Consider the following 25,008-nt stretch of genomic DNA (forward strand, 5'->3'; position numbering starts at 1 on the left):
GTGCGGCACCATGATGTTTCAAGCCATTTCAAGCCATTCCTGCTGCATGCACGGTCCGGATTTTCCTGAAAGTATCATAGCATTTCCGCACGCATGGAGCAAACGGATTTTCCAGCTGCTTTTCAGTGCGCGAATTCGCGTCCGCCTTAGGCCAGCACCGCTTCGATGAACACGGTCGTGTGCACGGCGAGGTCCACCTCGACCACATCCAGATCGTATCGCGAGCTTCCGCGCGCAATGCGGACGACCGGCCTGCCCGGCAGCCCGCGATGCTGCTTGACGATCACGCCCGTTTCCTTGGTGGACAGGCGCACCGCCGTTCCGTTCGGATAGATGGACACATTCCGGTTAAACTCGATCAGCACGTCCCGGTCCAAGCTGCGCCCCGACATGGCCATCATTTCTTCGCAAGCCTCGTGCGGCAGCAGCATCCGTCCGGACGAACCGTTGATGGCATTGTCGTACACGTCCGCCACCGCGACGATTTTCGCGAAAGTGTGGATGTCCTTGCCCTTGATGCCCCTGGGCATTCCCGAACCGTCAACGCACTCATGATGCTGCAATGCCACATGGGCCGTGTGAAGGCTGAACTCACGCTTGGCTTTGATCAATTCGAACCCCCGCCATGTATGATGCAAAGAGGAGTTGGCGGCAGGCCTGCCGCCCGGGTCGTCGGCTACCTTGCCGATGTCGTGCAGCAACGCGCCCACGGCAAGGTCCTTGAGCTGGTTATAGTTGAGCCCCATATTCAGCCCAATGACCGAGGACAGCAAACACACGTTCATTGCATGAATGTACTGTGCATTGTCCTTGGAGCGAATGTCGGTCAGCTGTACCAACAGCTCGCGGCCGCTCAACACGTCGTTCAGCAGCTTGTCGATGCTGACGGCGATCTTTTTCGGGCTCCATTCCTTTCCCGAACGCACCGCTTCAAGCGTTACGCTCATCTCTTGAATGATGGCCCGTTTCGTGGCTTCATCCAGTATGTCTTCCGTATCCACATCTTGGTATGCTTCATCCTGGATGTACAGCATGGTCACGCCGATACGCTTGAGCGTACTGACCATGAATACGGTGAGCTGGACACCGGCCGACAACAGCACCATGCCGTTGCCCGAATATACCGTTTTGCCCAAAATCTCGCCCGCTTCCACGCTCTCCACGTTTACATATTTCATGCATGTCCCCCGCTCTTACGATTGCGTCTCCAATGCGAGCAATTGCTCCTTGGTTTGCAGACCGCCTACATAACCGAGCAGGGTGCCGTCCTTGCCGCTAATGCGGTGACATGGAATGATGATCGGCACCGGATTTTTGCTGATCGCGTCCAGTACGGCGCGAACAGCCTTCGGCCTGCCGATCGCTTCAGCAACCTGTTCGTGTGATAAGGCTTCTCTATAAGATATATCGGACAGGACTTGCCATACTTGTAGCTGGAACGGGGTTCCGAGCAAATCGAGCGGCAGATCGAACGTTTGTCGTTCGCCCGCAAAATATTCGCCAACCTGCCTTACAGCCTCCCGCAGCTTGTCATCGTTCTTCTCGTAACGGTACTCACCGATCCAGGTGCGCGCCCATTGTTGAAGATGCGCCTCTCTCACATGAAAGGCTCCAAAATCGACATGGCACAGCCCCTTCTCGGTAGCACACAACGTCAACGTGCCTATCGGGGTAACGGCCTCGTCGTAATAAATAGGTTTGCCGTGCAAACCGGTTACTGCGGAAGGCTTCCACGCTGCTGCTTCAGTTTTGGCCTTCGGCGCGGCATTTCCATTTGCAGAATTACTATCCGCGGTCGGACCTGTCACACCTTCCTCTTGTTTATGGTCGCTCACTTGCTTGGCATGTGGCTTCTCGGGTAAGGACGCGGACGACGTCAATCGTTCCTTGGCCTTCTGCAGCATGTCCAGCACGTTCCCATCTTGTTCGTAAGCAGCAGCTTCCCCAATCGCTCTCATGGCTTCTTCTCCTCCTATTCTTCCCAGCGCCCAGGCAGCGGTTCCCCGCAGCTCCGGACGCGGATCGCGCTTCAACACCTCGGTGAGTTTGGGTACGGCGCTTTGGTCCTTGAAATTCCCCAGTGCAATGACCGCATTGCGCTGAATCGGCTTTCTCCCCCGCCAGGCGGCGGAAGTATGCCCGAATCGCTCTTTGAATTCGCGGTTGCCCATGTCCAGCAGCGGCAGCAGCAAAGGCTTCACAATCTCCGGATCGGGCTGCAGGTCGGGATGGTGATCCCAGTTTTTGCCCCGATTCTTCGGACAGACGATCTGGCATGTATCGCATCCGTACAGACGGTTGCCTATTTTTAGCATGAACTCTTCATCCACGAAACCTTTGGTCTGCGTCACAAAAGAAATGCAGCGCTGCGCATTCAGTTGGCCAGGGCCGACCAACGCGCCTGTCGGGCAGGCGTCGATGCATTTCGTGCATTCTCCGCAATCTTCGGTAACCGGTGTATCGGGCTGAAACGGAATGTTCGTCACCAGCTCGCCCAAGTAGATCCAGGAGCCGTATTTCGGCGAGATGATCGAGCAGTTTTTGCCGCTGAAGCCGATGCCGGCCCGCTGGGATACCGCGCGATCAACAAGCACGCCCGTATCCACCATACTCTCGATGATCGCTTCCGGTACCCGCTCGCGGATGAAATTTACCAGCTTGTCCATCGCCTCGCGCAATACGTGATGGTAATCCCTGCCCCATGCGGAGCGGGCCAGAATGCCGCGATATGCGCCCGGTTCCGACTTGGGCGGATTGACCATCTTTGACGGATAAGCGACCGCAATCGCGATGAGCGAGGCCGGCTCGCTGCCCTCGAGCGCGGGACGTACTCTTTTTTCAATATCCTTCTCCTCGAACCCCGACTCATAACCCTTGGCCCGGTGCTGCTCCAGAATCGCCTTCAGCGACACAAACGGCTCCGCCGATGCAAAACCGATATCGTCAATGCCCAGCCCGGGTCCGGCCGCCTTGATCTCCTGTTTCAACTGCTCCCAATAGGAGGCTGTCTGCGGCATCCCGGTCTGTACATTTGTCATAAACCTTCCCTCTTTTCTTCCCGATCCACTCCATTGGCGCAAACGGTAAACGCCCGCCTCGTGATGGGAGACAGGCGCTTCTTGTTCATGGATATGCCTAAAAGCTCGGATGAACCCGGTTATATGGTTTAACGCAAAAAATGATGAATAGTTCCCTTCCAATTGTTTACAGCTTTTTGATTTCCGAAAACGGCCAGAAAATGAACTCCGCCTTGCCTACGATTTCATCCGACGTAATGCTGCCGAAAATGCGGCTGTCTTTGCTCTTCCCTTCATGGCGGTTGTCGCCCATGACAAAGTAGTGGTCCTTCTCCAACGTCAACGGTCCAAAATCCGGATCTTGCACCTCGGTATCGGTGTAGCTCTCCGACTGCCGTTCTCCGTTCACGTACAAATAATGGTCCTTCACCTCGATCGTGTCGCCAGGGATGCCGACGATCCGCTTGACCAAAAAGTCCTTCTTGCCGATGCCATCGCTCGGATCGCGCAATACAACAACGTCAAAACGCGAAGGCGCGCCGAAATCATAAACGATTTTGTTGACGAACAGTCGATCCCGCTCCACCAGCGTAGGCTGCATGGACTGCCCTTGAACCATCGACAGGTTGAAAACGAACAGGTTCAGCACCATCATGATCGCAAAGGAGACAACGATGGTTTTGGTCCAATCCCATAGCTCGGCCAACCATGATACGGAGGTTTTCCCCGGCTTGGCGGCCCCGGCAGGATGCTCCGGGGGAGATGGATGGTTGGAATTCACAAAAGGTCACCTCATTCATGAATTTTTGTGTTGAAATAACAAGCGCTCTGTCGGTTCGCAAATAGGCGGTGAACGGATCAGGTACTGGCAGCTTATAGCAGTTATATTGGCACATCGGTATTTTGGGATGATAAACCTTAATTACAAGGAACGTTAATGTATCGCATATTTGAAATGTTGTCGTTACGTTTGTACAACGAGTCACTTTGGCGGCGGCATATCAGGCGCTAACGAATCTCACACACCTTATTGAGGGGCTTCCCCCCTCACAGAAAATGTAACGAACCTCAAACACGCTATTGGCGTCAAGAACACGATATTTGCCCCATCCTCGGGGAAATAAAGTGTCTAAAGTTCGTTAGCACTCGAAGAGTCCAATTTCACTGCAAATAAGACGCGTCAGGTTCGTTGGATTTGGAAGTGACCCTCTACTCCGAGCAACCATGACGAGATCGTACGATCACCACATTTTTTTCGGTTACTCCGTCCGCCCACCATGCATCCCACGATCCTTACAATACAAGTACCCTTAATTCAGAACGTCGGCTCACCGGGTAACACCGAGCACTTCACCATTGAGCCAGACTTCAAAAATCAGACATTCCATCCATGTTGATATGCGCATCAATCCGGGAACATCGGTTCCAACAACGGACATACGCAAACGCACAGGAATTGTTCTATTAGTTTATCCAATTTGATAGGTTTATTTGCAATTGCATACTCTATTTCAGTCTACTTCATTTGCTTGCACGAGACAATTGGTGATGAGAACCAATAAGGAGATGAAAAAATAGAAAGACATACCCTTTACGCCAATGCGCCCAAAGGATATGCCCGATATTTAAGTGAATCTGCTATGTTATCTGTAATAATCATTCAAACTACGCCTTGGACAAGATGCTGAGCTTCTGGAATGCACTCAAAATCTGATTGGCTCCATAGCCCATCGCTTCGTAAAGAGGCATCGCCGCTTTGTTATGCTCGTCTCCCGCAACCCAAATCTGGCTGACTTTACGCTGCTGGAACCGTTGTTCCATGGACGCGACTAGTTTTTTGCCAACTCCTTGGCGACGATAGTCCGGATGAACCGCGATCCGATAGAGACATCCTTGGTTATGATCGATTGTGCCGATCAGCGCCCCAACGAGTTCCCCTTCTTCCTCGGCAACCATAATCAGTTCGGAATCCCATGACAATTGACGGGCAAACGGGCCCATCGTGTTCTCATAACAATCTTCCGAAAGCGCAATCTTGAGCAGCTCCGTCATACGACTTGCATCACTCAACTGAAAGGAACGAACGTGCATGTCTTAAATCTCCCTTTTCGTTAGCTTGATTGATGAGGTTTTACAAAAAGGGGTTCCCCTTTTACCAAAAACCCGATGTTTGTATTATGACAAAAAACGAGAAAAAAACGCTTCTTCGTCAATTAAAGCATACTTTTCGCCATAAAACACGCATTTTCTTTTGAAAGCGCTTAATTGTAACCGTTTACATCAAAATTCGTTTCTATTTCTATTTCATTTTAATCAATATCACATAAAATTCTGCATATAGGGAAAAATATGTTTGTTATCGCGGATTATGCATTTGATCAACTTCCCGAGGGACTTAATAAACAAAAATGTTGATTAATTGGCTCGGATGCGGTTTAATAATAATGGCAAGGGTATTGTTACATATGCACCTTAAAACTTAAAACTCAGGAGGTATTTCACTATGGCTTTTCAATTACCGGCTCTTCCTTACGCTAACGATGCACTGGAACCACATATCGATGCACAAACGATGGAAATCCACCACGATCGCCATCACAACACTTACGTAACCAACCTGAATGCAGCTCTGGAAAACGCTCCTGAACTGCAAGGAAAATCCCTCGAGGACCTGCTCGCCAACCTGGACAGCGTACCTGAAAGCATCCGCACGGCGGTTCGCAACAACGGTGGCGGTCACCACAACCACAGCCTGTTCTGGGAAATCATCGGACCAAACGGCGGCGGCGCTCCAACTGGCGACATCGCTGCTGCAATTGACAGCGAGCTGGGCGGTTTCGACAAATTCAAAGAAGATTTCGCGAAAGCAGCTACAACGCGTTTCGGTTCCGGCTGGGCATGGCTGGTTGTCGGCAAAGACGGCAAACTGTCCATCACTAGCACGCCTAACCAAGACAGCCCGATCTTCGAAGGTCTGACTCCGATTCTGGGCTTGGACGTATGGGAGCATGCTTACTACCTGAAATACCAAAACAAACGCCCTGATTACATCTCCGCGTTCTGGAACGTAATCAACTGGGATGAAGTTAACAAACGCTACGCAGCTGCAAAATAAGCACTGTGATTGCACAAAGAGCCTGATCCGGTCGCATGGCCGGTCAGGCTCTTTTTTTATAACCATCCGAGCGAACACTTTACGCACGCACGCCTCTTTCCTATTCGAGCACGGCGTAGGCACCCGCGAAATAATTACCGAGCAGCTTGAGGAACACGTTCGGAAAAGCCAGCTTGTCCATATCTTCCGGACCGATCCAGCGGTACGTCTGGCCGTCCCCTTTACCGACGAACGCCAGCGGCGATTCTTCGCGGGCATGGCCGCCAGCATCTTGTCCGCTTGCCGCCTGAGCAGCCGCTGCCTGCTCGCCATAGGCGGCCACGGCTTCCGCGGCAATCAGCGGAAGCTCGCTGCCCGGGTCCTGCTGCGTACATTTGTACACCTGCAGGCTCCAAACGATATGGCTGAACACATGCTCCGCGTGTGCAGCCAAGCCTTCGGGGCGGGCGGCAATGCCCTCCGCCCACAGGCTGCCGGCCAGCAATGCCATGGCCGGCTCATCGGCGAGCGGCTTGGCCGCCTTGCCGGCAGCGGCGGGCGCCGCCAGCACATGCGGCAGCTCCCACATGCGGGCCAGAAGGCCCGTATCCGGGCGCTGCCGCACGAGCACTTTGCCGCGATGGGCACCGCGGCCTTCCACCAAGGCGACGAGCCGCTGCTCGGGACGCGGCGGCTTCGCCTTCGTTTTGACCGGCAGGGTCAGCTCCCTGCCGGCAATGCGGCCCGAGCACTGCTCCATGACCGGACAGGTCAGGCAGTGCGGGGCCTTGGGAGTGCACACCAGCGCGCCCAGTTCCATCAGCGCCTGGTTGAAATCCCGAGCTCGCCCTTCCGGGATGAGCTCGGTCGCCAGCTCTTCCATCAACACCCGGGTACCCGTCTTCATGATGTCCTCTTCAATGAGGAAATAGCGGGACAGCACCCGCATGACGTTGCCATCCACCGCAGGCTGGGGCTGGTTGAAGGCGATGCTGAGAATCGCGCCGGCCGTATACGGCCCTACGCCCTTGAGCGCGAACACCGAAGCTTTGTCGCTCGGCATCTCTCCGCCGTGCAGCTCCATGACCTGCTGCGCCGCTTTTTGCAAGTTGCGCGCCCTCGAATAGTACCCTAGACCTTCCCAGTTTTTCAGCACGTCTTCTTCGGGCGCTTCGGCAAGCGCCCGCACGGTTGGAAAATTCGAAATAAAACGGTTGAAATACGGAATGACCGTATCCACCCGGGTTTGTTGCAGCATGATTTCGGATACCCAAGTAAAATACGGATTGTTGTGACGCCGCCATGGCAGATCCCGCTTGTTCGCCATATACCAATCCAGCAGATTGATGCTGAAATGTCTTTTCTGTTCCATTAAACCCATAAGTCCTTCCTTTCATTTGCACGCCTGTCCATAAACATGCCCTTCATGATCACCTAAATATCCTTCGGTCTCTGCTCTTGTCCGTGCAGCTGCTCTACGACGGCAAACGCCGCAGCCAACTCCGTCTGGTGAGTAATGCTCAGGTGAATGGCATAAAGTCGGTCTTTCGGCAATTGCAGCCGTTCCCAGGCTTCGGCAGATAACGTCACTTCCGGCTTTCCTTGCGCACCCGGCAGCACTTCGATATCCGTAAAAGACAAAACTCGCCCGATGCCGCAGCCAAATGCTTTGGATACCGCTTCCTTGGCCGCAAACCTTCCGGAAACGAACTCCGTGCGGCGTTTGCCCCGTTCTGCGGCCATCCTCCGCTCCGCCGGCGTCAGAATGCGGTTCAGGAAAGCTTCGCCCCTCGCGCCTTCCAGCAGCCTTTGCATGCGTCCGATCTCCAGCACATCGTTCCCGATTCCGTGTATCATCCGTGCTTCACCTGCTTAATCATTTATACTGTGATGCAATAACCAACATGTTCTCGCTAGTCCCTACGTTCGATATCCGAACACGTATTCCATTGTAGCAGGTGGCAGGCCCAGATGCGAGTACCCGGGGCCATCGGCGAAAACTTCCATCTTGGGGGGCTGTTCGGGCAAGATTCACAGCATCCGTTCAGCCGTCGATCATAAAAACAACAAACTCCAGCAACGCTGCTTGGCTGTCGGAAGCGGAAAATCTTCGTCCACAGCGGCAGTAACGTGTCTGGAGTTCATTGGTCGTTCATGTAAGTACGATGATCAAGCCGGTTTGCCCGACTCGAGCGGAAAAAACTTAAATGCCGGGAATGGCATTCCGTTTATGGTGCGTGCGCTTATAGAATGCTTCCAGGCGTTCCTGCGCAGCAGGATCGATCTGTTTGCCTTCCAGATAGTCGCTGTTTGCCTCATAGGAAATGCCCAGTTCCTTCTCATCCGTTTGGCCTTCCCACAATCCTGCGGACGGGGCCTTGTCCAAAATCGGCTGAGGCACGCCCAGATGGGCCGCAAGCTGGCGAACCTGGCGTTTGTTCAGGCTGCTCAGCGGCGTGATATCCACGGCGCCATCGCCCCATTTGGTATAAAAGCCCGTGATGGCCTCAGACGCATGGTCTGTACCGACGACCAACAGGTTCTCTTCAAAAGCAAGGGCATATTGCATAACCATGCGCGTTCTTGCTTTTACGTTTCCTTTGCCTTGATGCGTCATGTGGCGCGGGCTGCCCATGGACTTGAAGCCCTGCTCCACTTCCAGCGCAATCTCGTTCACCGCATCTTCAATGTTCGTTTCGACCACATGCTTCAAATCAAAAGCCTTCGCGACAGAATAACTGTCCTGAATATCCTGTTGATCGCCGTAAGGCTGAAATACGCCCAGCGTTTTGTACTCCTGGTTGCTTTCCGCGGTAAGTTCATCGGTAGCTAGTTTGCACAGTCCTGCTGCCACGGCGCTATCGATCCCGCCGCTGATGGCGATCAGCAGCCCTTTCGTGCCCGAATTTTTGACGTAGGTTTTCAGGAAATCCACCCGTTTGCGGACTTCCTCCTCCACATTAATGCTTGGTTTAACCTTCAATTCAGCGATGATCTGTTGTTGCAAACTCATCGTGCACTACACCCCGTTTCCAGAATAGTCAAATCGGATTCCTTCATAAGAATCACATGGTTCAATAACTCCATTTACCCAAAACGAAACGCCCCGGCATCGGTATTCCGAAGAGCGGGGCGTTGCTGGAGCGTTTTAACGGCAATAACGATCGAACGCACTGGTGAGCTCAGCCGCGATTTCCCCTGCAGATCGATCTTCCACCTGATGGCGCTCGATGAAGTGCACGAGCTCCCCGTCCTTCATCAGAGCGATGGAGGGCGAAGATGGAGGATACGGCGCAAAGTACTCACGCGCCTTGGCTGTGGCTTCCTTGTCCTGTCCGGCGAACACCGTATACAGATGATCCGGCGTAATGTCATGCTGCAATGCCTCGGCTACGCCCGGGCGGCATTGTCCTGCGGCACAACCGCAAACGGAATTAATAACGACAAGGGTAGTACCTTTGGCATCCGGAAGGCTCGCTTCCACTTCTTCCGGGGTGCGCAGTTCTTGAATTCCCAAACGAGTCAGCTCATCCCGCATCGGCTGAACCATATCTTTCATGTATTGATCGAATGACATCGACATTGGTTTCACTCCTTAATAGTCATCATAAGCTCCATTGTCCATCGTCATTGTTCGTTAAATGGATACAATGATGTTATCCTTATTATACATCCCCAAGCAATGAAAGCAAGATTGCACAGCGCCCGCGAAAAGGCATCTCTTCGATAATATGGCTTGTTCGCTGCCGCATTATGCCCCAAATCTATCGCTTAAAGGTAACTTTAAACACCGTGCCTTTCCCCTCTTCCGATTCGACCGTAATAGTGCCGTGATGGCGTTCCACGATGCTGTGGCACATGGATAACCCCAGTCCGGTCCCTTTCGGCTTGGTCGTATAAAAAGGTTCAAACAGCTTATCCCGGCTGCTGCGAGGTATGCCAGGTCCCGTATCCCTCACAAAAAGTTCTACCTGCTTTTCATCGTACGTCGTTTCCAAGGTGAGCACACCCTTTTCCTCCATCGCTTCCATTCCGTTGCGCGCCAGGTTAAGAACAACTTGTTTGATTTCCTTGGTATTCAGATAGAGATTAGGTACATTATGAGCAAGCATAAGCTCGATGCTTTGTCCGCGCAAGTTGGCATCTGCCCAAAGCAATGGGATGAGTTCGTGAATGATATCGTGCAGCTGTGCTTCTTCTTTTTCCGCGATCCGGTTCTGTGCAAGCGACAGAAAGTCATTAATAATGCTGTTGGCGCGATCCAATTCTTCCATGACGATGCGATAATAATAATGCAAGCTCTCCGGACTCTTTTCCTGCATTAATTGGAGAAAACCGCGCACGACAGCCATCGGATTCCGGACCTCGTGCGTAATGCTTGCCGCCATCTGCCCTACCAGGCTTAAACGGTCCACATTATCAAGTTCGCTGCGCAGCATTTCCAATTCGGTAATGTCCTGGATGACCAACATCGCCCCGGTAGTCTCGCCTGGCGCCCCCGCCGCGTATCCATAGAGCGGAACCGTCTGCGACCGAAAGACATGTGAGCCGTAGCGCACGGTCAACCCGTTCGCTTCACCATGGGTAACCGCTTCGCGGATGTTATGCTCCATTTTTTCAGCATGAGTCTGTTCGACGAATTGGCTGACCGGGTTGCCGATCAGATCGTTCGATGTTGAACAAGGAAGCTGTTCCCTCGCCGTTTGTTTCATCATGTCGTTGACGAACTGGACTGTTCCATTCCTGTCGACCGTAGCGATGGAGAGCGGAACAGCGTTCAACATCTGATGAAGTCTTTCCGTCTCCGATATGTACTTCTGATGCACTTCGGACAAGCGCTGTTCCAGACCATCATGGCGCTGAATATGTTCAAGCCAGAGTAAACCAAGGCCGCCCGCGATTGCCGCCCCGCCCGTGTAAGCCAATGCGATCCACACCCACTCTGCTGTCATGCCATCGCCATTGGAGCCGATCAGCGGGATGCTTAGCATGCTGGCGAGCGCAATCTCCGCCGCGGCGAGTGTCAGCACCAGCAGCAATTTGCGGAAAAACGCATAATTCTTGAATCGTTTGGCGGACAACCATACAATAGGATAGAAAAGAATACCCGTTTGAAGGAGAAACTCGTTCAAATGATAGGGATAAGCGAATAGGAAATAGAAGAGCATATGGAGAAAGGACAAGATCAGACCCGTTCTTGGCCCGCCATACAGCATGGCGAGCGTGAAAGGAACTACGCCGAGCGAAATCGGAATGGCTGCCTGGCTTGCGTCATGGGCAAACAGCATGCAGAGCAGCATGCTAACGGCCGTCGCAGCGGCAAGACTCGCACTTGTCCGTCCCATCTTCGCACCGGCTTGCCTGGCGAGCACAAGATGGAATAAGGGAATCAGGAATACGGCCGCCCCGGCCAGCAGCACCTGTAAAAGAATGTCCTTCAATACAAACACAATGCCATCTCCCTCCTCGCCTGCACGTTCCCCCATGTATTTCTGATTAAAGCATAGGCGACAGTATATTACAATATATCCCTTCTATTAGCTTGTTAGAACTGTAGAAACAATAATATTGTTGCATAAAAAGCCAGGAGAGGACAGCATTTTGCAATATGCATGCGAATGATCAGATCAAAGCGGATTTCCTTCCGGATATCTCGTTTACGTTATGTTGGAAGCAAGCAATCCCGCGTCCTTTCTTACTAAAACCATTATTTTTCGAAAAAGAGGAGAATCGAACATGTATGATGTCATTGTGATCGGCGGCGGTTCGGCCGGACTTATGGCCTGCGTGTCTGCTGCCGAGCATGGAGCCTCGGTGCTTCTGCTGGACAAAGGCGACCAGCTTGGCCGCAAACTCGGCATTTCCGGCGGCGGACGCTGCAATGTAACCAATGCCAAGGAAACCGACGAATTGATTCGGCATATTCCCGGCAACGGCCGATTTTTGTATAGCTCCTTCCAGAACCTGGACAACCAGGGGATCATGCGTTTCTTCGAAGGCCTGGGCATCGCACTGAAAGAAGAAGACAATGGCCGGATGTTCCCCGTATCCGATAAAGCCAAAACGGTCGTGGATGCCCTGGTCGGAAAAATCGTCTCCCTCGGCGTCGAAATCCGGACCCGGGAACCGGTAAAGGAACTGATTTTGGATGGCGGGAGATTGTCGGGCGTAAAGCTGGCATCTGGCAAAAAGATATCGTCGCGCACGGTCATTGTGGCTACCGGCGGCAAATCCGTCCCTCAAACCGGCTCCACCGGAGACGGTTATCCTTGGGCTGAGGCTGCAGGACATACGATCACCGAGCTCTACCCCACGGAGGTTCCTATCGTTTCCGGGGAGAGCTGGATCCAGTCCAAAGAGCTGCAAGGCTTATCGTTGCGGGATGTCGCGCTGTCCGTTCTGGACGCCAAAGGCAAAACGGTCATCTCCCATCGGGGGGACATGATTTTTACCCATTTCGGCGTATCCGGACCGATCGCGCTGCGCTGCAGCCAGTTCATCCGCAAGGTGCAGCTGAAATCGGGCAAGCCACAAGTCGAGATGAGCATCGACTTCTTCCCCGACTTGTCTGCTGGAGCCTTGGAGGCGCAGGTGCAGCAGGTGTTGGAGCAGGAGGCGCGTAAATCCGTGAAAAATATTTTGAAGACATGGATTCCCGAACGCATGATTCCGCTCATGATGAAACGAGCCAATATCGATGACGAACTCACGGTTCATCATTTTCCAAAAGGCATGTTGTCCGCATTATGCGGGCTCATGAAAAACTTCACGTTTCGTGTGGACGGGACGCGCTCCCTCAAGGAAGCTTTCGTTACCGGCGGGGGTGTCAATCTCAAGGAAATCCAGCCGAAAACGATGGAATCCAAACTGCTGCCTGGCTTGTTTTTTTGCGGCGAAATTTTGGATATTCACGGTTATACAGGCGGCTACAACATCACGGCTGCCTTCTCGACCGGTTATACGGCAGGCATGAATGCCGCCGCTTATCGTCATGCCGGCACTCACTGACATTGACTTCGGTAAACCGGACACGCCAAAAAAACCTCGAATGTTCACGCTCGTGAACTTCGAGGTTTTTTTCGTATGTGGGCCGAATGAATGCCCTTTATTCCACCATAAGCCGCTCCACTACGCTTTGACGCTCCCCGAGAAACCGTCGACCGCATCATCAAACGGCGGGTCTTCGTCCCTGTTCTGCAGTGCATCTCCAGTGTAGTGATTATTCTGGCCTGTAGCATATGCCTCTTCCCAGTCCTCATTCACGAGATGGGCGGGAATCGAAATTTCCTGAAACATGCTCGGCCCTTCCGTCGTGTCGGCAAAAGCCGCGCTGCCTCCATAGGCTTGTACGATCTCTACGGCAGACTGTTCATCCTGCTGGTCCGTCGGGACGCATAACTGAAACGGTCCCGTCTTCGACTGGTACGGTTCGTAACCCAACTCCTTTAATATGGCATGTGCCTGTTCCATGGAAGAACGATCCGCAAAATGCGCTTGAAGCTCGCGATCAACCATTCCTGATATCCTCCTGGCCTGATGGTCCCACGCCCATCGTCAGCCCTCCAGAAATTCGGAAACCTTCTCATTGAAGAGTTCCGGTTGTTCGATGAAGGGAAGGTGTCCGCAGCCCTCCATCCTCACTTTCGAAGAGTTGTCCAATGCGGCGTGAAACCTATCAGTTGATTTTATATTATAAGGATGGTCTTGATCCCCGATAATCATACAGGTCGGCGCTTGGATCGAATGTAATCTTCTTATTGCAGGCGGATGGACGGGCATCGCCAACCGGGGTTCGAAGCGACAAAAGACATCAGAGTTCCTCAGCTGAAATAATACGGCCTCTCTGGCAGCTTTGTTGGACTCTGACGGGATAAAGTACTGCCAAAAATCGCTCTTGATGAATGATTCAATGGCTGCATGCCTCCCTTTTAAACGAACGGCAAAGTAGTTTTTCATTCCATGCCACATCATCCCGACAGGCATTCGTTGACCACTGATAAAGGGTGCCGACAAGACAAGGGCCTTTACACGTTCCGGATGTTTCAAGGCAAAATCCAGGGCAATGCCTCCTCCGGACGACGATCCGATCAGAACCGCCCGGGTTACGTTCATAGAGTTCATCACCGTGTCCAGATCGTCCACATTGGAGAACCTTGAAGCAGGGGTGCTTGAGCGGCCATAACCCCTGAGGTCATAGCGAATCACCCGATATTTTGCCGAGAAAAATTCGGCTTGGCCGCTCCAAATATCATGTGTATTGAAATTGCCATGGAGAAAAATTAGAGGTTCGCCTTTACCCGACATGCTGGAAAACAAACGCCCATCATTCACTTGAATGAATCGCTCTTCACGCATAGGGCCTGCCTCTCCCCTCAAAGTAAATCCGCCTGCTGGAGATGGTCTTCAATGATGGACCGTAAAACCTCGGATATCGTATAGTCTCCGCGTCCGCAACAACGATCAATTTCATCCCAGCATTCTTCAGGCAAGGTTAAGGAAATTTTTCGCGTTTCACCGATCCGTTTTCGCCCGGCCCCTGCTCTTGCTCCTCCCCTCACCTTCTCTGCATCCATATCGGACCTCCTCCCATCAGAAACGGTATATTCCGAATTATTTCATGAACACGATTGCGGTTCAATTATTGCTACCTTTTTCAAATAACGTGCTGCCTGAATCAACTTCTCGTACGGCGCACCCATCCTCCTACCTCCAGGGTAAGAAAACCGAACCCGATGGCAGCAGCAGCCGTCAGCAAACCTTGCCACCATCCCAGCCAGGCGGCCCCCAAAGCATATCCGACCAGCAAGCCTACCGGAATAAACAACATGCGTACCATGATGTCCCCCGCTCTGTTCAACACGTAGGGGTCATAGGATAACAACTGAATATAGTCCGATGTTTCAAACATATTCCAGGATCGGTGGAACAGCACCGTCAGCATCATGATCAACAGTCCGCAAACGATGACGTTGGCGGGAAAAGGCGGAATGGCCACCGCAGCGACGGATAAACTCGCGAGCTGCACGTACAGCCTCGTGTTTGCCGTGTTTCGAAAATACGCCTTAAACGCCGTTTCCGCGGTTCTGCTGGACAGGCTGCGGCTGCGCAGCAGTTTGCGGGGTTTGCGAAAAATGAACGTTTTGGTTCGCGTTGCCTTCGGCGCAGTCACAGCCTGGCTAAGCAGCACTCCCGCCAGCTTCATCCGCCGCCTCAGGTCCTCGCGTACATCTCCTTCAAACGTGTTTTTCAGCTCAAGCCTGATTCGGCATAACATCGTGAGTACGGCCATTGCGCCAAGGATTCCCAGGAGGATCGCCCACATCCGATCATGCATCCGCAGCGTGGCCGTCACATAGACGAATCCCATCGCCGCACCTAAGGGCAGTACTCTAATCCATCGACGCCAAGACTCGTATTTTACCAGGATCAGATGTAAGGAAAGCGCCTGAACGAAGGCCGCAGTGCCGGTCCACAAGGCAAGCAGTATGATATGGCCCATGGGCATCACATAGGCTCGCGACCATAGAGGCGCCGTCATAAGAAATAGCACAGCTATTTTGATCATGTGAAGCACACCCGAACGGCATAACCCTCGACGAATTAACGTTTTCATCCACGTTCTCCGGGATTTCAGGAACAGCATGTCGGCTTCCTCCATAAAAAGCAGCACGCCGCCCGTCAGCATGACCACTTCCAGCCCCATCGCCATTAAAGGTAATGGCAGCGATTCGGCCCACGAGGGAAGCGGCTTCGTCCACATGCTCCAATACCAGCCGCCGAAATAGAGCAAGCCTGGCACCAGCAGGTACAGCCACACCGTCCAATCCACGACCAGCTTCAAGTTGTTCCATTGTTCCTTGACATGCTCCGAGCGCCGGCGTTTATACAAACGAAGGGGCGTATATCTATCGATACCTTCCATAAACCTTCTCCTCTCCGGTCAAGACGTCAGCACATCGAAGCAATCCAATAACGAGGCATCCGGCAATCCGGCCGCAGCCCGTATCTCGCTCAATGTGCCCTGCGCCGCGCATTTTCCGTCATGAATGAGCACGATTCGGTCACAGATGCGTTCGGCCGTATCGAGCACGTGAGTGGACATCAACACGCCCGCTCCGCGGTTTCGTTCGTCATCCAGCAGTTTCAGGAAATCCTTCGTTGCCCGAGGGTCCAATCCGATGAATGGCTCGTCCACAATATAGACATCCGGCGAAGCAAGAAAACCGAGCATCAGCATCATTTTTTGGCGCATGCCCTTGGAGAAGCTGCCGGGAAGATCATCCCTGACTTTTTCCATGCCAAACCGAGCAAGCAAATCCTGCGCCCGGGCGGTAAACACTTCCTCCTCCATCTCGTAAGCTGCGGCAGCCAAATCGAGGTGTTCCCATAACGTCATGTATTCATAAAAAACGGGCTGCTCGGGAATATAAGCATACCTTCCGTTCCCGCCAATAGTTACCTCATAGTCGGCATACTCCAGCAAGCCAAGCATCGTTTTGATGGTCGTGCTTTTGCCTGCTCCGTTGGGCCCGATGATTCCCACGAGTTCGCCGGGCATCACGTTGAGCCGGATGTTACGGATCGTTGTTTTCCCTTCCGCGTAACCGGCCTCCTCAATATGTACGTCCAGTACTGACGCCGCCGTTGTATCTTCCAGTGGTTGTTCCAATTCTCCTCACTCCTGTCTGATCAATCCAGTTTGAAGATCATACGTTGTTAATTGTACCTGAGTTGCAGCAGGAATTTTTGATCATTTTGATCTTTTTGATCATTTTCAGTCCTTTGTTAAATCGCGAGCACCGTCGACTTGCCCTCCATAAAATGTTCAAATTTGAATTGCTCAAAATGCAAATCTTGTGACATATCGCATGTTTTTGTTCGAATCCAACGCTTAAAATAAAATCATGGCTCCATCGTTTAACGTGAAGACAATCAAAGTTGGGATCATATTTTACATCCATAAGGTACTCGTCCCAACGGATCAATCATTTTAGAAAAGGCGGGATCAGTATGCTGGAATTACAAGAAATCGGAACCGAACGTTCTCTTCATCTGTACCGCATCTTGGCCAAAACGTTCAAAAGCATGAATGAACATACGGTAGCCACAAGCAAAGTGCATGGTTTCAATCCCACCGCGTACGGCGTGCTTGAGGTATTGTACATGAAGGGGGCTCAGCCCATTCAACAAGTAGGTGCACAGCTTCTGCTGCAGAGCGGGAACGTTACCTATGTGATCGACAAACTGGAACAAAAAGGGCTTTTGCATCGCAAACACTGTCCTCAGGACAGACGGATCATCTTCGTGGAACTGACAGAAGAAGGCCAGCGGATCATGGACGATATTTTTCCGGGTTATGCCCATAAAATCAACAGAGCAGTCAGCGGACTGAGCGAAGAAGACAAAGTGGTGCTCTCGGAACTGTTGGAAAGACTGACAATAAGTTCGGAACGGACCATGGGCAACGATTTGAAATAAACAAAACAACCGGCTCCCTGTTTCCGAGAGCCGGTTGTTTTTGCATTTAATTTTTGCCGAAGCCTACCATATAAGCTGGATCTCACCCGAAAATCGTCTTTCGGAACACGTCAAGCCCACAGCGTCGGGGAAGTTCCAAAAGGCGTTTAACTTTTTGCTTAAGCACGTTGGCCGGAAGCTGCGCTTGACGAAGACTCTCCTTCTTCCGGAACGACCAGCCGTTTGCGCAAGGCAAACGCGGTCAGCCACGAGATCAGCGCAATGACAAACATGATGACAAATAACGAATGCAAGCTTCCTTCCAGTACGCCTCGCAGCAAAGCCCACTTCTCGTCGGACAATGCTCCTTCCGCATGCGGGGCAAGCAGTTGGTTAATATCGCTATCCGATATACCTGCATCGGCGAGATGCTGTTCGGCGGACAACGCGGAAATGCGGTAGTTCAACCATGTGCCGAAGGCCGCCGCCCCGATCGTTTGTCCCAACGTCCGCATGAACGTATGCAGTGCCGTGGAAGATCCGCGCTCTTGATACCCTACAGAGGATTGCGCAATGATCGTAAAGATCGTGAACGCAAATCCGAAACCAAGCCCATAGATGAACGTCAGCACGAACAACACATAATCCGGGGAAGTCCCTCCTACCAGAAACAACCCGCCGGAGCCGATCGCAATGCCTGCAAGTCCGATCAACGCGGTCATCCGGGAACCGATTTTCAACAGCATGCGACCAGCCATCACGCTTCCGATCAGCCAGCCCACCGACATCGGGGCGAGCAGCAGGCCGGATTCGGTCGCATTGCCCCCCCTGACGCCTTGAACCCAGAGCGGCAAATAACTCGTCAGGCCAATCATGAGCGTGCTGGCCAGAAGGCCGCTAACATTGGCTACGCGAATGTCCCGAATGCGGAACAGATGCAAAGGGACCATCGGGGCCGCAGCCCTCTTTTCCACGACGAAGAACATGATCAAGAAAATGACGGCGACTGCGCTCAAACCAACGATAACGGGAGATTCCCATGCATAGTATTGCCCCCCTGCCGATAGCACGAAAAGCAAAGCCGTGATGCCAACGGTAAACGTAACCGCTCCGGCATAGTCAATTTTGGCGGAACGAGGGGTTACCTCTTCCTTCAAATAGCGGAACACGAACCACATCGCGAGCAAGCCGAACGGCACGTTGAAGCCAAAGATCCACTGCCAGCCCAGATTATCGACAAAGTATCCTCCCAGAAGCGGACCTACCAGGGACGATATTCCCCAGACGGAACTGATCCAGCCTTGAATTTTGCCCCGCTCCTCAATCCGGTAAATGTCACCAATGATCGTGAACGTTACGGGAACGACCGCACCTGCCCCCAGGCCCTGAATGGCTCGAAAAGCGATCAGTTGTTCCATGTTCTGCGATAAGCAGCAAAGCAACGATCCCAGCAAAAACAAGGTACAGCCAATCAGAAATACAAGCTTGCGCCCGTACAGATCACTGATCTTGCCAAAGATCGGCGTACTGACAGCCATGGTCAGCAAATAGGCGGTAAAGATCCAGCTGAGCAGCTGCACGCTTCCAAGATCGCTAACGATCGTCGGTCCCGCCGGACCGATCACCGTGCCTTCAATGGCCGACAAAAACGTGGCCAGCAGCAACCCCGCCAGAATGAAGCTTCGTTTCAACTCTCCGGTTCTCACTTAAACCCTTCTCTCTCGTAACATTTGGTTTTTCTTATTTTGTCGTTCCGGTCCGAAGCCATTCATCGTATAAAAGGGAATACATATCCATGTCCTTGTAACCGGTAGACGTATGCTGATACTGCCGCAGCAGTCCTTCCCGCGTGAATCCCTGATGTGAAAGGAAGCGGCCGGAAGCCTCGTTCCGCGGATCTACCAGCGCTTCGATCCGGTTAAGGCCCATCGTCTCGTATCCATAGGGCAGCAGCACGGAAAACGCCTCCGTCATATAACCCTGCCGCCAATGTTCGCGCCCCAGCTCGTACCCGATCTCGCCGCGGAACGCGCCTCCAAGCTGCCACGTATTATACCCGCAGCTGCCGATCAGGCGCCCTGTCGCTTTGAGTTCGATCCCCCAGCGAATGGCCTCCTCCTCGCCTGCCATCTGATTGAGGAGCGCAATCATGTCCGCAGCCTCGCTTGTCCCAAGCATGGGAGAAAGATTCATGTAACGGGTAACCTCGCGGTCCGACCACCATTCAAACATCTGGGCCGCATCCCGGCGGCGCATCTTGCGCAGAAGGAGCCGCCTGGTCTCCAGCTCCGGAATTCTGCCTTTGCATCTGTACATATAAGCCACTCCGATCCCTCTCTGCAAACCATGAGATTCTTAAGTCATCTAATCATAACCTGGGCCGAATGGCAACCATCCATACAGAAAGAAGCGTTCAAGCCAAAAAACCGGCCCGCCTTCGGTCCGGTCTTGTTGCTGTTACGGTTACAATGAGGGCCTGTCTGCTTCTCCCGCATAAACATCAGGTCGCGGACGCTTTGCTGCCGCTCGCCAGAACTTCATCGTTAACCCGGTGAAGCATCGCCGAGATTTCCTTGAATTCCTCGATGCCTGCTCCCGTCAAGCTCCATTGTTCCCCATGAGACGTCAGGAAGTTCTCCTGCGTCAAATAATCCAACTGCTGCCGGATCTCTCTCTCCGCAATGCGATAACCCCGCTTTTCCAGCATAGGCAGCGTATCGCTGACGGTCAGATTCTGATCCTGGGCCAGATGTAATAGTTGGATGCGAACGAACAAATTCTGTACTTCTGCGTGCATCAATCCAGCTCCTTCCCGGGTTGCAGCCCTTCGTGATTACAAATTCATTACCCTGCTCCGATGACAAAGAAACAAACACGCACCTTAAGCCGCCTGGCTGACATCCCGTAATCCTCCGCTTGACTAACGGCAGGCACTGCACTATCTTTGAGTTAAAGTCCATTCATGTTTGCTCGGGAGGGTGATTCATCATGTTTCAAGCCGTTTCTTATGAAGGAACGCGAAGCGAGCAGCACACCGCCGTCCTAGGGCAGTTAAGCGCACTGATCCGCGATGAACCTAGCGCCATTGCCAATCTGGCAAACGCTGCGGCGCTGCTCAATGTATTTTTGACCGACATCAACTGGGTCGGCTTCTATCTGTATGATGGAAAAGAACTTGTACTCGGTCCATTCCAGGGACTTCCGGCATGCATCCGCATCCCGCTTGGACGCGGCGTATGCGGCACGGCCGCTTCGGAACGACGGACCGTTGTCGTGGAGGATGTTCATGCCTTCCCCGGGCACATCGCCTGTGATGCGGCCTCAAACAGCGAGATCGTGATTCCGATCTTCAAAAACGGGGAGCTGTACGGCGTGCTCGATATCGATAGCCCGCTCAAAAACCGGTTCGACGACGAAGACCGAGCCTTTCTGGAGGAAGCCGTTAAGCTTCTCTCGGAACAGTTGCAGTAATTCGGCTGCAAACGGCCTGACCGAAGATTCCTTGCAATAACGCTATGATCATGTTTATTGCCGAACCACAGCAAAGAGCACGGACCCGCCAAGGTCCGTGCTCTTTGCTGTGCACATCCATGTTTTGCTCGCCCAATCTTACTCTATGCAGCACGGGAAGATCCCGTTCCGGCTGGCGCTTCATCAGGGAGACCGCGTTATTGTTTGTTAAACACCACAAATTTCAGCTCGGTCATTTCCTCCGTCGCGTATTTGACGCCTTCGCGGCCAATGCCGCTCTGCTTCACGCCGCCGTAGGGCATGTGGTCTACGCGGAATGTCGGAATATCGTTGATGATCACGCCGCCGGCTTCGATATGATCGGCAGCATGCAGCGCCGTATGAATGTCATTCGTGAACACCCCGGCTTGAAGCCCGTAAACGGAATCGTTCACATGGGCAATGCCTTCCTCCACCGTATCGATCGTATTGATGATCACGATCGGCGCAAAAACCTCTTGGCAGGACACCTTGGCATCGCGCGGAACATTGACCAGCACGGTTGGCTGCAAAACGCCGCCTTCGGCCGTTCCGCCCGCAACCAGCTCGGCTCCAGCCTGCTTCGCTTCATCGATCCACCCCAGCGCCCGCCGCACGTCTTTGGACGTAATCAGCGCGGACACGATGGTATCCGGGTTCAGCGGATCGCCAACAATCACCTGACTAGCCGCTTCTGCAAAGCGTTTGATAAATTCCTCCGCGATGCCACGGTGCACATAAATGCGCTGCAACGAGATGCAGACCTGGCCCTGATTGGTGAAGGCACCGGTTACGCAGCGCGGGATGACTTTATCCAGATCGGCATCCCGGTCCACGATTACCGCCGCATTGGAGCCCAGTTCGAGCGTCACGCGCTTCAGCCCCGCCTGGCTGCGGATGCTCTTGCCGACGGCCGGGCTGCCCGTAAACGTAATATGGGCCACCCTTGGATCGGACACAAGCACGTCGCCGATCGTTTTGCCGTCGCCGCTGATGACGTTGAGCACACCGTCAGGCAGTCCGGCTTCTTTCAGCAGATCGGCAATGAAGTACGCGGATAACGGCGTCTGTTCCGCCGGTTTGAGCACGATGGCATTGCCTGCCGCAATGGCCGGGCCAACCTTGTGAGCCACCAGGTTCATCGGAAAGTTAAACGGCGTGATCGCGCCGATGACGCCCAGCGGATGGCGCATCGTGTAACCGATGCGCCCTTCCCCGCCGGCAGCTGCATCCATCGGCACCGTTTCTCCCGTTAAGCGCTTCGCTTCCTCGGCGGCAAAACGGTACGTCTCCACGGTCCGGTCCACCTCGGCTCGCGCGGCCGTGATCGGCTTCGCCGCTTCCAGCGCAATAATGCGCGCTGCTTCTTCTTTCCGCTGCGCAAGCAGGACGGAAAGCTGGTACAGAATGGCGGAGCGCTGATGCGCAGGCATCCGCCTCATCCCGGCGCTGGCTTGCGCAGCAGCCGCAATGGCCTTCTCGGCTTCCTCTGCCGTGGCGGAAGCCACCTCCGCAAGCTGCTCGCCCGAATATGGCGCGTGCAGCGGTTCATACGTTGCGGCCTCTACGGACTGGCCGCCAATATAAAGGTGTTGCTTTTTCATGGCTGCTCCCTCCCACTGCATTCACATCTCGATTCTCATCCATTTATACACTACATGATCGATATAGACTCAGTCCACCTTATTTGACGGTAAGCACCGGGCAAACCGCCTGCTTCAACACGCCATGGCTTACGCTGCCCATAATCATTTCCGAAAGCCGCTTTTTGCCGCCCGTTCCCATCACGATCAAGTCATATCCTTGTTCGCCGGCAACACGGCAAATCTCAGCCACGGGGTCTCCGCCTGTCAAAAGCGTTTCATATGCCACCGACCGTTTTGATAACCGTTCTTGAAGTGCATCCACCACCTGCCGCCCTTCGTCCGCAATCCGGGCATCCAGGTCGACGCCTAGCGCCGGCTCGTTCAAGGATACCGATGGATTGACGTGAAGAAGCGTGAGCCGTGCAGGCTCTTTCAGGCTTTCCGCCAGATCGGCCGCTGCCTCCAGCGCACGCCGTGCATGTTCCGATCCGTCCACTGCAACCAATATCCGTTTCAGCATAATGTTCGCTCCTCCCGATTAATGATGCGTAATGGCATCATCGATGCCGCTCAGATGCCGACGACGAACAAGCAATACGACCACGCCCACCAGAACCATCAATGCCCCGAAATAGAACGGCGTTTCCGGCAGGAACCACTCGGACAGTTTGCCCGCCAGCCAAGGCGCGAGCGCACCGCCCATGAAACGAACGAAGCTGTATGCCGCAGAAGCTACGGACCGTTCGACCGGTGCAGCTTCCATAACGGCCGTGGTGATCAGCGTATTATTGATACCCAGGAAAATACCCGCAACGATAACCGCAACAATGACGGTAGTGGGAGATCCCATAACCGTACCGATCGCCATAACCAGCAAATCAAGGGCAAACAGGGTGAGCATTACGCTCATCGACGGTACGGAACCGAAACGTCGCTGCACCCGCGGTGCGACGAATACGGATGTTATGGCCAGCGCCAGTCCCCAACCAAAGAACACATAACCAAGACCATGCTCATCCAAATTCATGACATAAGGTGAATAAGCCATCAATGTAAAGAACCCGAAGTTATACAAAAACGCGGTGATCGCCAACGTTTTGAGCGACGGATAACCGAGCGCCTTGAACGGATCGGACAAGGAGCTGCGCGTTTTGGGCTTCGCCATTTTAGGCAGCATGAACATAATGCTGATAAACGCAATCGTCATCAGGACGGCCACGCCAAAGAACGGCCCGCGCCACGAAATCGATCCAAGCTCGCCGCCCAGCAGCGGACCGACCGCAATACCGAGACCGAGCGCTGCTTCATATAAAATGATGGCCTTGGCCGTGCCCGATGTGGACAACCCTACGATGGCCGACAATGCGGTCGCGATGAACAGCGCATTGCCAAGACCCCAGCCGCCGCGATACCCAACCAGCGTAGCGACCGTATCCGACGTGCCGCCAAGTGCCGAGAACGCAACGATGAGCAGAATGCCGCCCAGCAGCGTCCATTTGACGCCGATCCGGCTGGATACTACGCCCGTAATTAACATCGCGATACCGGTCACCGCGTTATAACTTGTAAACAACAGCGATACCTGGCTTTTGGACGCATGCAGCTGGTTGGCGATGGCCGGCAAAATCGGGTCCACCAAACCAAGTCCCATAAAGGAAATGACACAGGCAAAAGCAACGGCCCAGACCGCTCTCGGCTGGGACAGCAAGCCTCCGCGCGATGACGGCAGCTCGTCCGGCAGTGAAGATTCTCTTTTCATAAAATTACCCCTCCTGAGTGATAAAGATTGGTTTGAAAACAAACGAAAAATTTCACGCTATTTTCAGAAACAGTCAACCCGAAAACAACACCGGATCATCCGGTGCTTTGAAAAAAACTATGAATCCGACATTGCAGCTTCTTCATCTCGCAGTCGATGCAGCCCGTTTCGGACCCGTTCGCGCAATTCCTGAAGCTCGCCTTGCACGGCATGAATGCTGATCAGCTTCTGCTCAATCAACTGCAGCTGGTCGTTCAACGTATTCTCGATGCGTTCCAGCTTGTCAATGCGCTCCCGCACCTCCGTCGATTGCCGATATTCAGAACGCTGTTCATTCAGCACGTCCGCCGTGGCCACATAAGCATGCAGCTCTTGAAGCGAGAAGCCAAGCACCTCTTTGGCACGCACGACTTTTTTGAGATAATCGATATCCTGCCTGCTGTATAACCGCGTACCACCTTCGGTCCGCTGAGGTGAAGGCATGACGCCGATCTCTTCGTAATATCGGATCGTACGCTTGGTCAGGCCGCATTCCTTCGCAACCTCATCAATCTTATACAAATCCATTTCCTTCACCTCACCTTGCCATTTCATATGTCATTAATG

The 25,008-nt window shown here is 53.3% G+C and carries 25 protein-coding genes; 4 read left to right on the forward strand and 21 right to left on the reverse strand.

The window, feature by feature from the left end:
* Positions 1 to 146: 146 nt before the first annotated feature.
* From RSX24_RS28005 to RSX24_RS28020, 4 genes are all read right to left on the reverse strand, one after another.
* Positions 147 to 1,178, reverse strand: coding sequence for an HD-GYP domain-containing protein (locus tag RSX24_RS28005; RefSeq protein ID WP_343262411.1), 1,032 nt, complete (start codon positions 1,176 to 1,178; stop codon positions 147 to 149).
* Positions 1,179 to 1,193: 15 nt separating this feature from the next.
* Positions 1,194 to 3,038 carry a tRNA epoxyqueuosine(34) reductase QueG gene (gene queG, locus RSX24_RS28010; RefSeq protein ID WP_343262412.1) on the reverse strand — a complete coding sequence of 615 codons (1,845 nt, stop codon included), beginning with the start codon at positions 3,036 to 3,038 and terminating at the stop codon, positions 1,194 to 1,196.
* A gap of 166 nt (positions 3,039 to 3,204) precedes the next feature.
* Positions 3,205 to 3,798: a signal peptidase I gene (lepB, locus tag RSX24_RS28015; protein ID WP_236420782.1), complete on the reverse strand. Its 594-nt coding sequence runs from the start codon at positions 3,796 to 3,798 to the stop codon at positions 3,205 to 3,207.
* Between the two features lie 884 nt (positions 3,799 to 4,682).
* Complete coding sequence (locus RSX24_RS28020) at positions 4,683 to 5,108, reverse strand: GNAT family N-acetyltransferase (protein ID WP_236420781.1); 426 nt, start codon at positions 5,106 to 5,108, stop codon at positions 4,683 to 4,685.
* A gap of 412 nt (positions 5,109 to 5,520) precedes the next feature.
* Here RSX24_RS28020 and RSX24_RS28025 point away from each other — a divergent pair, with 412 nt between their 5' ends.
* The gene (locus tag RSX24_RS28025) at positions 5,521 to 6,132 is read left to right on the forward strand and encodes a superoxide dismutase (RefSeq protein WP_236420780.1); all 612 of its coding nucleotides are present in this window, start codon (positions 5,521 to 5,523) and stop codon (positions 6,130 to 6,132) included.
* 100 nt (positions 6,133 to 6,232) lie between these two features.
* Here the strand turns inward: RSX24_RS28025 and mutY are convergent, their stop codons facing one another.
* From mutY to RSX24_RS28050, 5 genes are all read right to left on the reverse strand, one after another.
* Positions 6,233 to 7,492 (reverse strand): A/G-specific adenine glycosylase, encoded by a 1,260-nt coding sequence (gene mutY / locus RSX24_RS28030; protein ID WP_236420779.1) that lies wholly within the window; start codon positions 7,490 to 7,492, stop codon positions 6,233 to 6,235.
* A 53-nt stretch (positions 7,493 to 7,545) separates the two neighbouring features.
* Complete coding sequence (gene acpS / locus RSX24_RS28035; protein ID WP_343262413.1) at positions 7,546 to 7,968, reverse strand: holo-ACP synthase; 423 nt, start codon at positions 7,966 to 7,968, stop codon at positions 7,546 to 7,548.
* A 346-nt stretch (positions 7,969 to 8,314) separates the two neighbouring features.
* Entirely contained in the window at positions 8,315 to 9,124 is an 810-nt protein-coding gene (gene nadE / locus RSX24_RS28040) for an NAD(+) synthase (RefSeq protein WP_236420777.1), read from the reverse strand.
* A gap of 135 nt (positions 9,125 to 9,259) precedes the next feature.
* The gene (locus RSX24_RS28045; RefSeq protein WP_236420776.1) at positions 9,260 to 9,694 is read right to left on the reverse strand and encodes a BrxA/BrxB family bacilliredoxin; all 435 of its coding nucleotides are present in this window, start codon (positions 9,692 to 9,694) and stop codon (positions 9,260 to 9,262) included.
* 181 nt (positions 9,695 to 9,875) lie between these two features.
* Positions 9,876 to 11,561 carry a two-component system sensor histidine kinase NtrB gene (locus RSX24_RS28050; RefSeq protein ID WP_343262414.1) on the reverse strand — a complete coding sequence of 562 codons (1,686 nt, stop codon included), beginning with the start codon at positions 11,559 to 11,561 and terminating at the stop codon, positions 9,876 to 9,878.
* 286 nt (positions 11,562 to 11,847) lie between these two features.
* Here RSX24_RS28050 and RSX24_RS28055 point away from each other — a divergent pair, with 286 nt between their 5' ends.
* On the forward strand, positions 11,848 to 13,119 hold the full coding sequence (locus RSX24_RS28055) for a BaiN/RdsA family NAD(P)/FAD-dependent oxidoreductase (protein ID WP_343262415.1): 1,272 nt from the start codon (positions 11,848 to 11,850) through the stop codon (positions 13,117 to 13,119).
* Between the two features lie 120 nt (positions 13,120 to 13,239).
* Here the strand turns inward: RSX24_RS28055 and RSX24_RS28060 are convergent, their stop codons facing one another.
* The 5 genes from RSX24_RS28060 to RSX24_RS28080 all read right to left on the reverse strand — a co-directional run bounded on the left by RSX24_RS28060 (position 13,240) and on the right by RSX24_RS28080 (position 16,780).
* Positions 13,240 to 13,626, reverse strand: a complete 387-nt coding sequence (locus RSX24_RS28060; RefSeq protein WP_343262416.1) for a hypothetical protein — start codon at positions 13,624 to 13,626, stop codon at positions 13,240 to 13,242.
* Positions 13,627 to 13,665: 39 nt separating this feature from the next.
* Positions 13,666 to 14,466, reverse strand: coding sequence for an alpha/beta fold hydrolase (locus RSX24_RS28065; protein ID WP_339275981.1), 801 nt, complete (start codon positions 14,464 to 14,466; stop codon positions 13,666 to 13,668).
* 17 nt (positions 14,467 to 14,483) lie between these two features.
* The gene (locus RSX24_RS28070; protein WP_236420771.1) at positions 14,484 to 14,684 is read right to left on the reverse strand and encodes a ribbon-helix-helix domain-containing protein; all 201 of its coding nucleotides are present in this window, start codon (positions 14,682 to 14,684) and stop codon (positions 14,484 to 14,486) included.
* A 101-nt stretch (positions 14,685 to 14,785) separates the two neighbouring features.
* Positions 14,786 to 16,033, reverse strand: a complete 1,248-nt coding sequence (locus RSX24_RS28075) for an ABC transporter permease (RefSeq protein ID WP_343262417.1) — start codon at positions 16,031 to 16,033, stop codon at positions 14,786 to 14,788.
* 18 nt (positions 16,034 to 16,051) lie between these two features.
* Positions 16,052 to 16,780, reverse strand: a complete 729-nt coding sequence (locus RSX24_RS28080; protein WP_343262418.1) for an ABC transporter ATP-binding protein — start codon at positions 16,778 to 16,780, stop codon at positions 16,052 to 16,054.
* 341 nt (positions 16,781 to 17,121) lie between these two features.
* Here RSX24_RS28080 and RSX24_RS28085 point away from each other — a divergent pair, with 341 nt between their 5' ends.
* Positions 17,122 to 17,589, forward strand: a complete 468-nt coding sequence (locus RSX24_RS28085) for a MarR family winged helix-turn-helix transcriptional regulator (protein ID WP_343262419.1) — start codon at positions 17,122 to 17,124, stop codon at positions 17,587 to 17,589.
* 158 nt (positions 17,590 to 17,747) lie between these two features.
* Here the strand turns inward: RSX24_RS28085 and RSX24_RS28090 are convergent, their stop codons facing one another.
* From RSX24_RS28090 to RSX24_RS28100, 3 genes are all read right to left on the reverse strand, one after another.
* A complete protein-coding gene (locus RSX24_RS28090) occupies positions 17,748 to 19,259 on the reverse strand; it encodes an MDR family MFS transporter (protein WP_343262443.1) in 1,512 nt (503 codons plus the stop codon).
* Positions 19,260 to 19,308: 49 nt separating this feature from the next.
* Positions 19,309 to 19,884, reverse strand: a complete 576-nt coding sequence (locus RSX24_RS28095; RefSeq protein WP_343262420.1) for a GNAT family N-acetyltransferase — start codon at positions 19,882 to 19,884, stop codon at positions 19,309 to 19,311.
* Positions 19,885 to 20,068: 184 nt separating this feature from the next.
* Positions 20,069 to 20,365, reverse strand: coding sequence for a hypothetical protein (locus tag RSX24_RS28100; protein WP_339275966.1), 297 nt, complete (start codon positions 20,363 to 20,365; stop codon positions 20,069 to 20,071).
* 191 nt (positions 20,366 to 20,556) lie between these two features.
* On the opposite strand from RSX24_RS28100, the gene RSX24_RS28105 reads away from it, so the two are divergent.
* Positions 20,557 to 21,039, forward strand: a complete 483-nt coding sequence (locus RSX24_RS28105; RefSeq protein ID WP_236420765.1) for a GAF domain-containing protein — start codon at positions 20,557 to 20,559, stop codon at positions 21,037 to 21,039.
* A 197-nt stretch (positions 21,040 to 21,236) separates the two neighbouring features.
* On the opposite strand, the gene RSX24_RS28110 is transcribed toward RSX24_RS28105, so the two are convergent.
* The 4 genes from RSX24_RS28110 to RSX24_RS28125 all read right to left on the reverse strand — a co-directional run bounded on the left by RSX24_RS28110 (position 21,237) and on the right by RSX24_RS28125 (position 24,969).
* Entirely contained in the window at positions 21,237 to 22,661 is a 1,425-nt protein-coding gene (locus tag RSX24_RS28110) for an aldehyde dehydrogenase family protein (protein ID WP_343262421.1), read from the reverse strand.
* A gap of 79 nt (positions 22,662 to 22,740) precedes the next feature.
* Complete coding sequence (locus RSX24_RS28115; protein ID WP_343262422.1) at positions 22,741 to 23,163, reverse strand: universal stress protein; 423 nt, start codon at positions 23,161 to 23,163, stop codon at positions 22,741 to 22,743.
* Between the two features lie 18 nt (positions 23,164 to 23,181).
* Positions 23,182 to 24,402 carry an MFS transporter gene (locus tag RSX24_RS28120; RefSeq protein ID WP_236420762.1) on the reverse strand — a complete coding sequence of 407 codons (1,221 nt, stop codon included), beginning with the start codon at positions 24,400 to 24,402 and terminating at the stop codon, positions 23,182 to 23,184.
* 117 nt (positions 24,403 to 24,519) lie between these two features.
* Entirely contained in the window at positions 24,520 to 24,969 is a 450-nt protein-coding gene (locus tag RSX24_RS28125; protein ID WP_236420761.1) for a MerR family transcriptional regulator, read from the reverse strand.
* Positions 24,970 to 25,008 lie beyond the last annotated feature (39 nt).

The organism is Paenibacillus hubeiensis (assembly GCF_032334105.1).
Lineage (GTDB): Bacteria > Bacillota > Bacilli > Paenibacillales > Paenibacillaceae > Paenibacillus > Paenibacillus hubeiensis.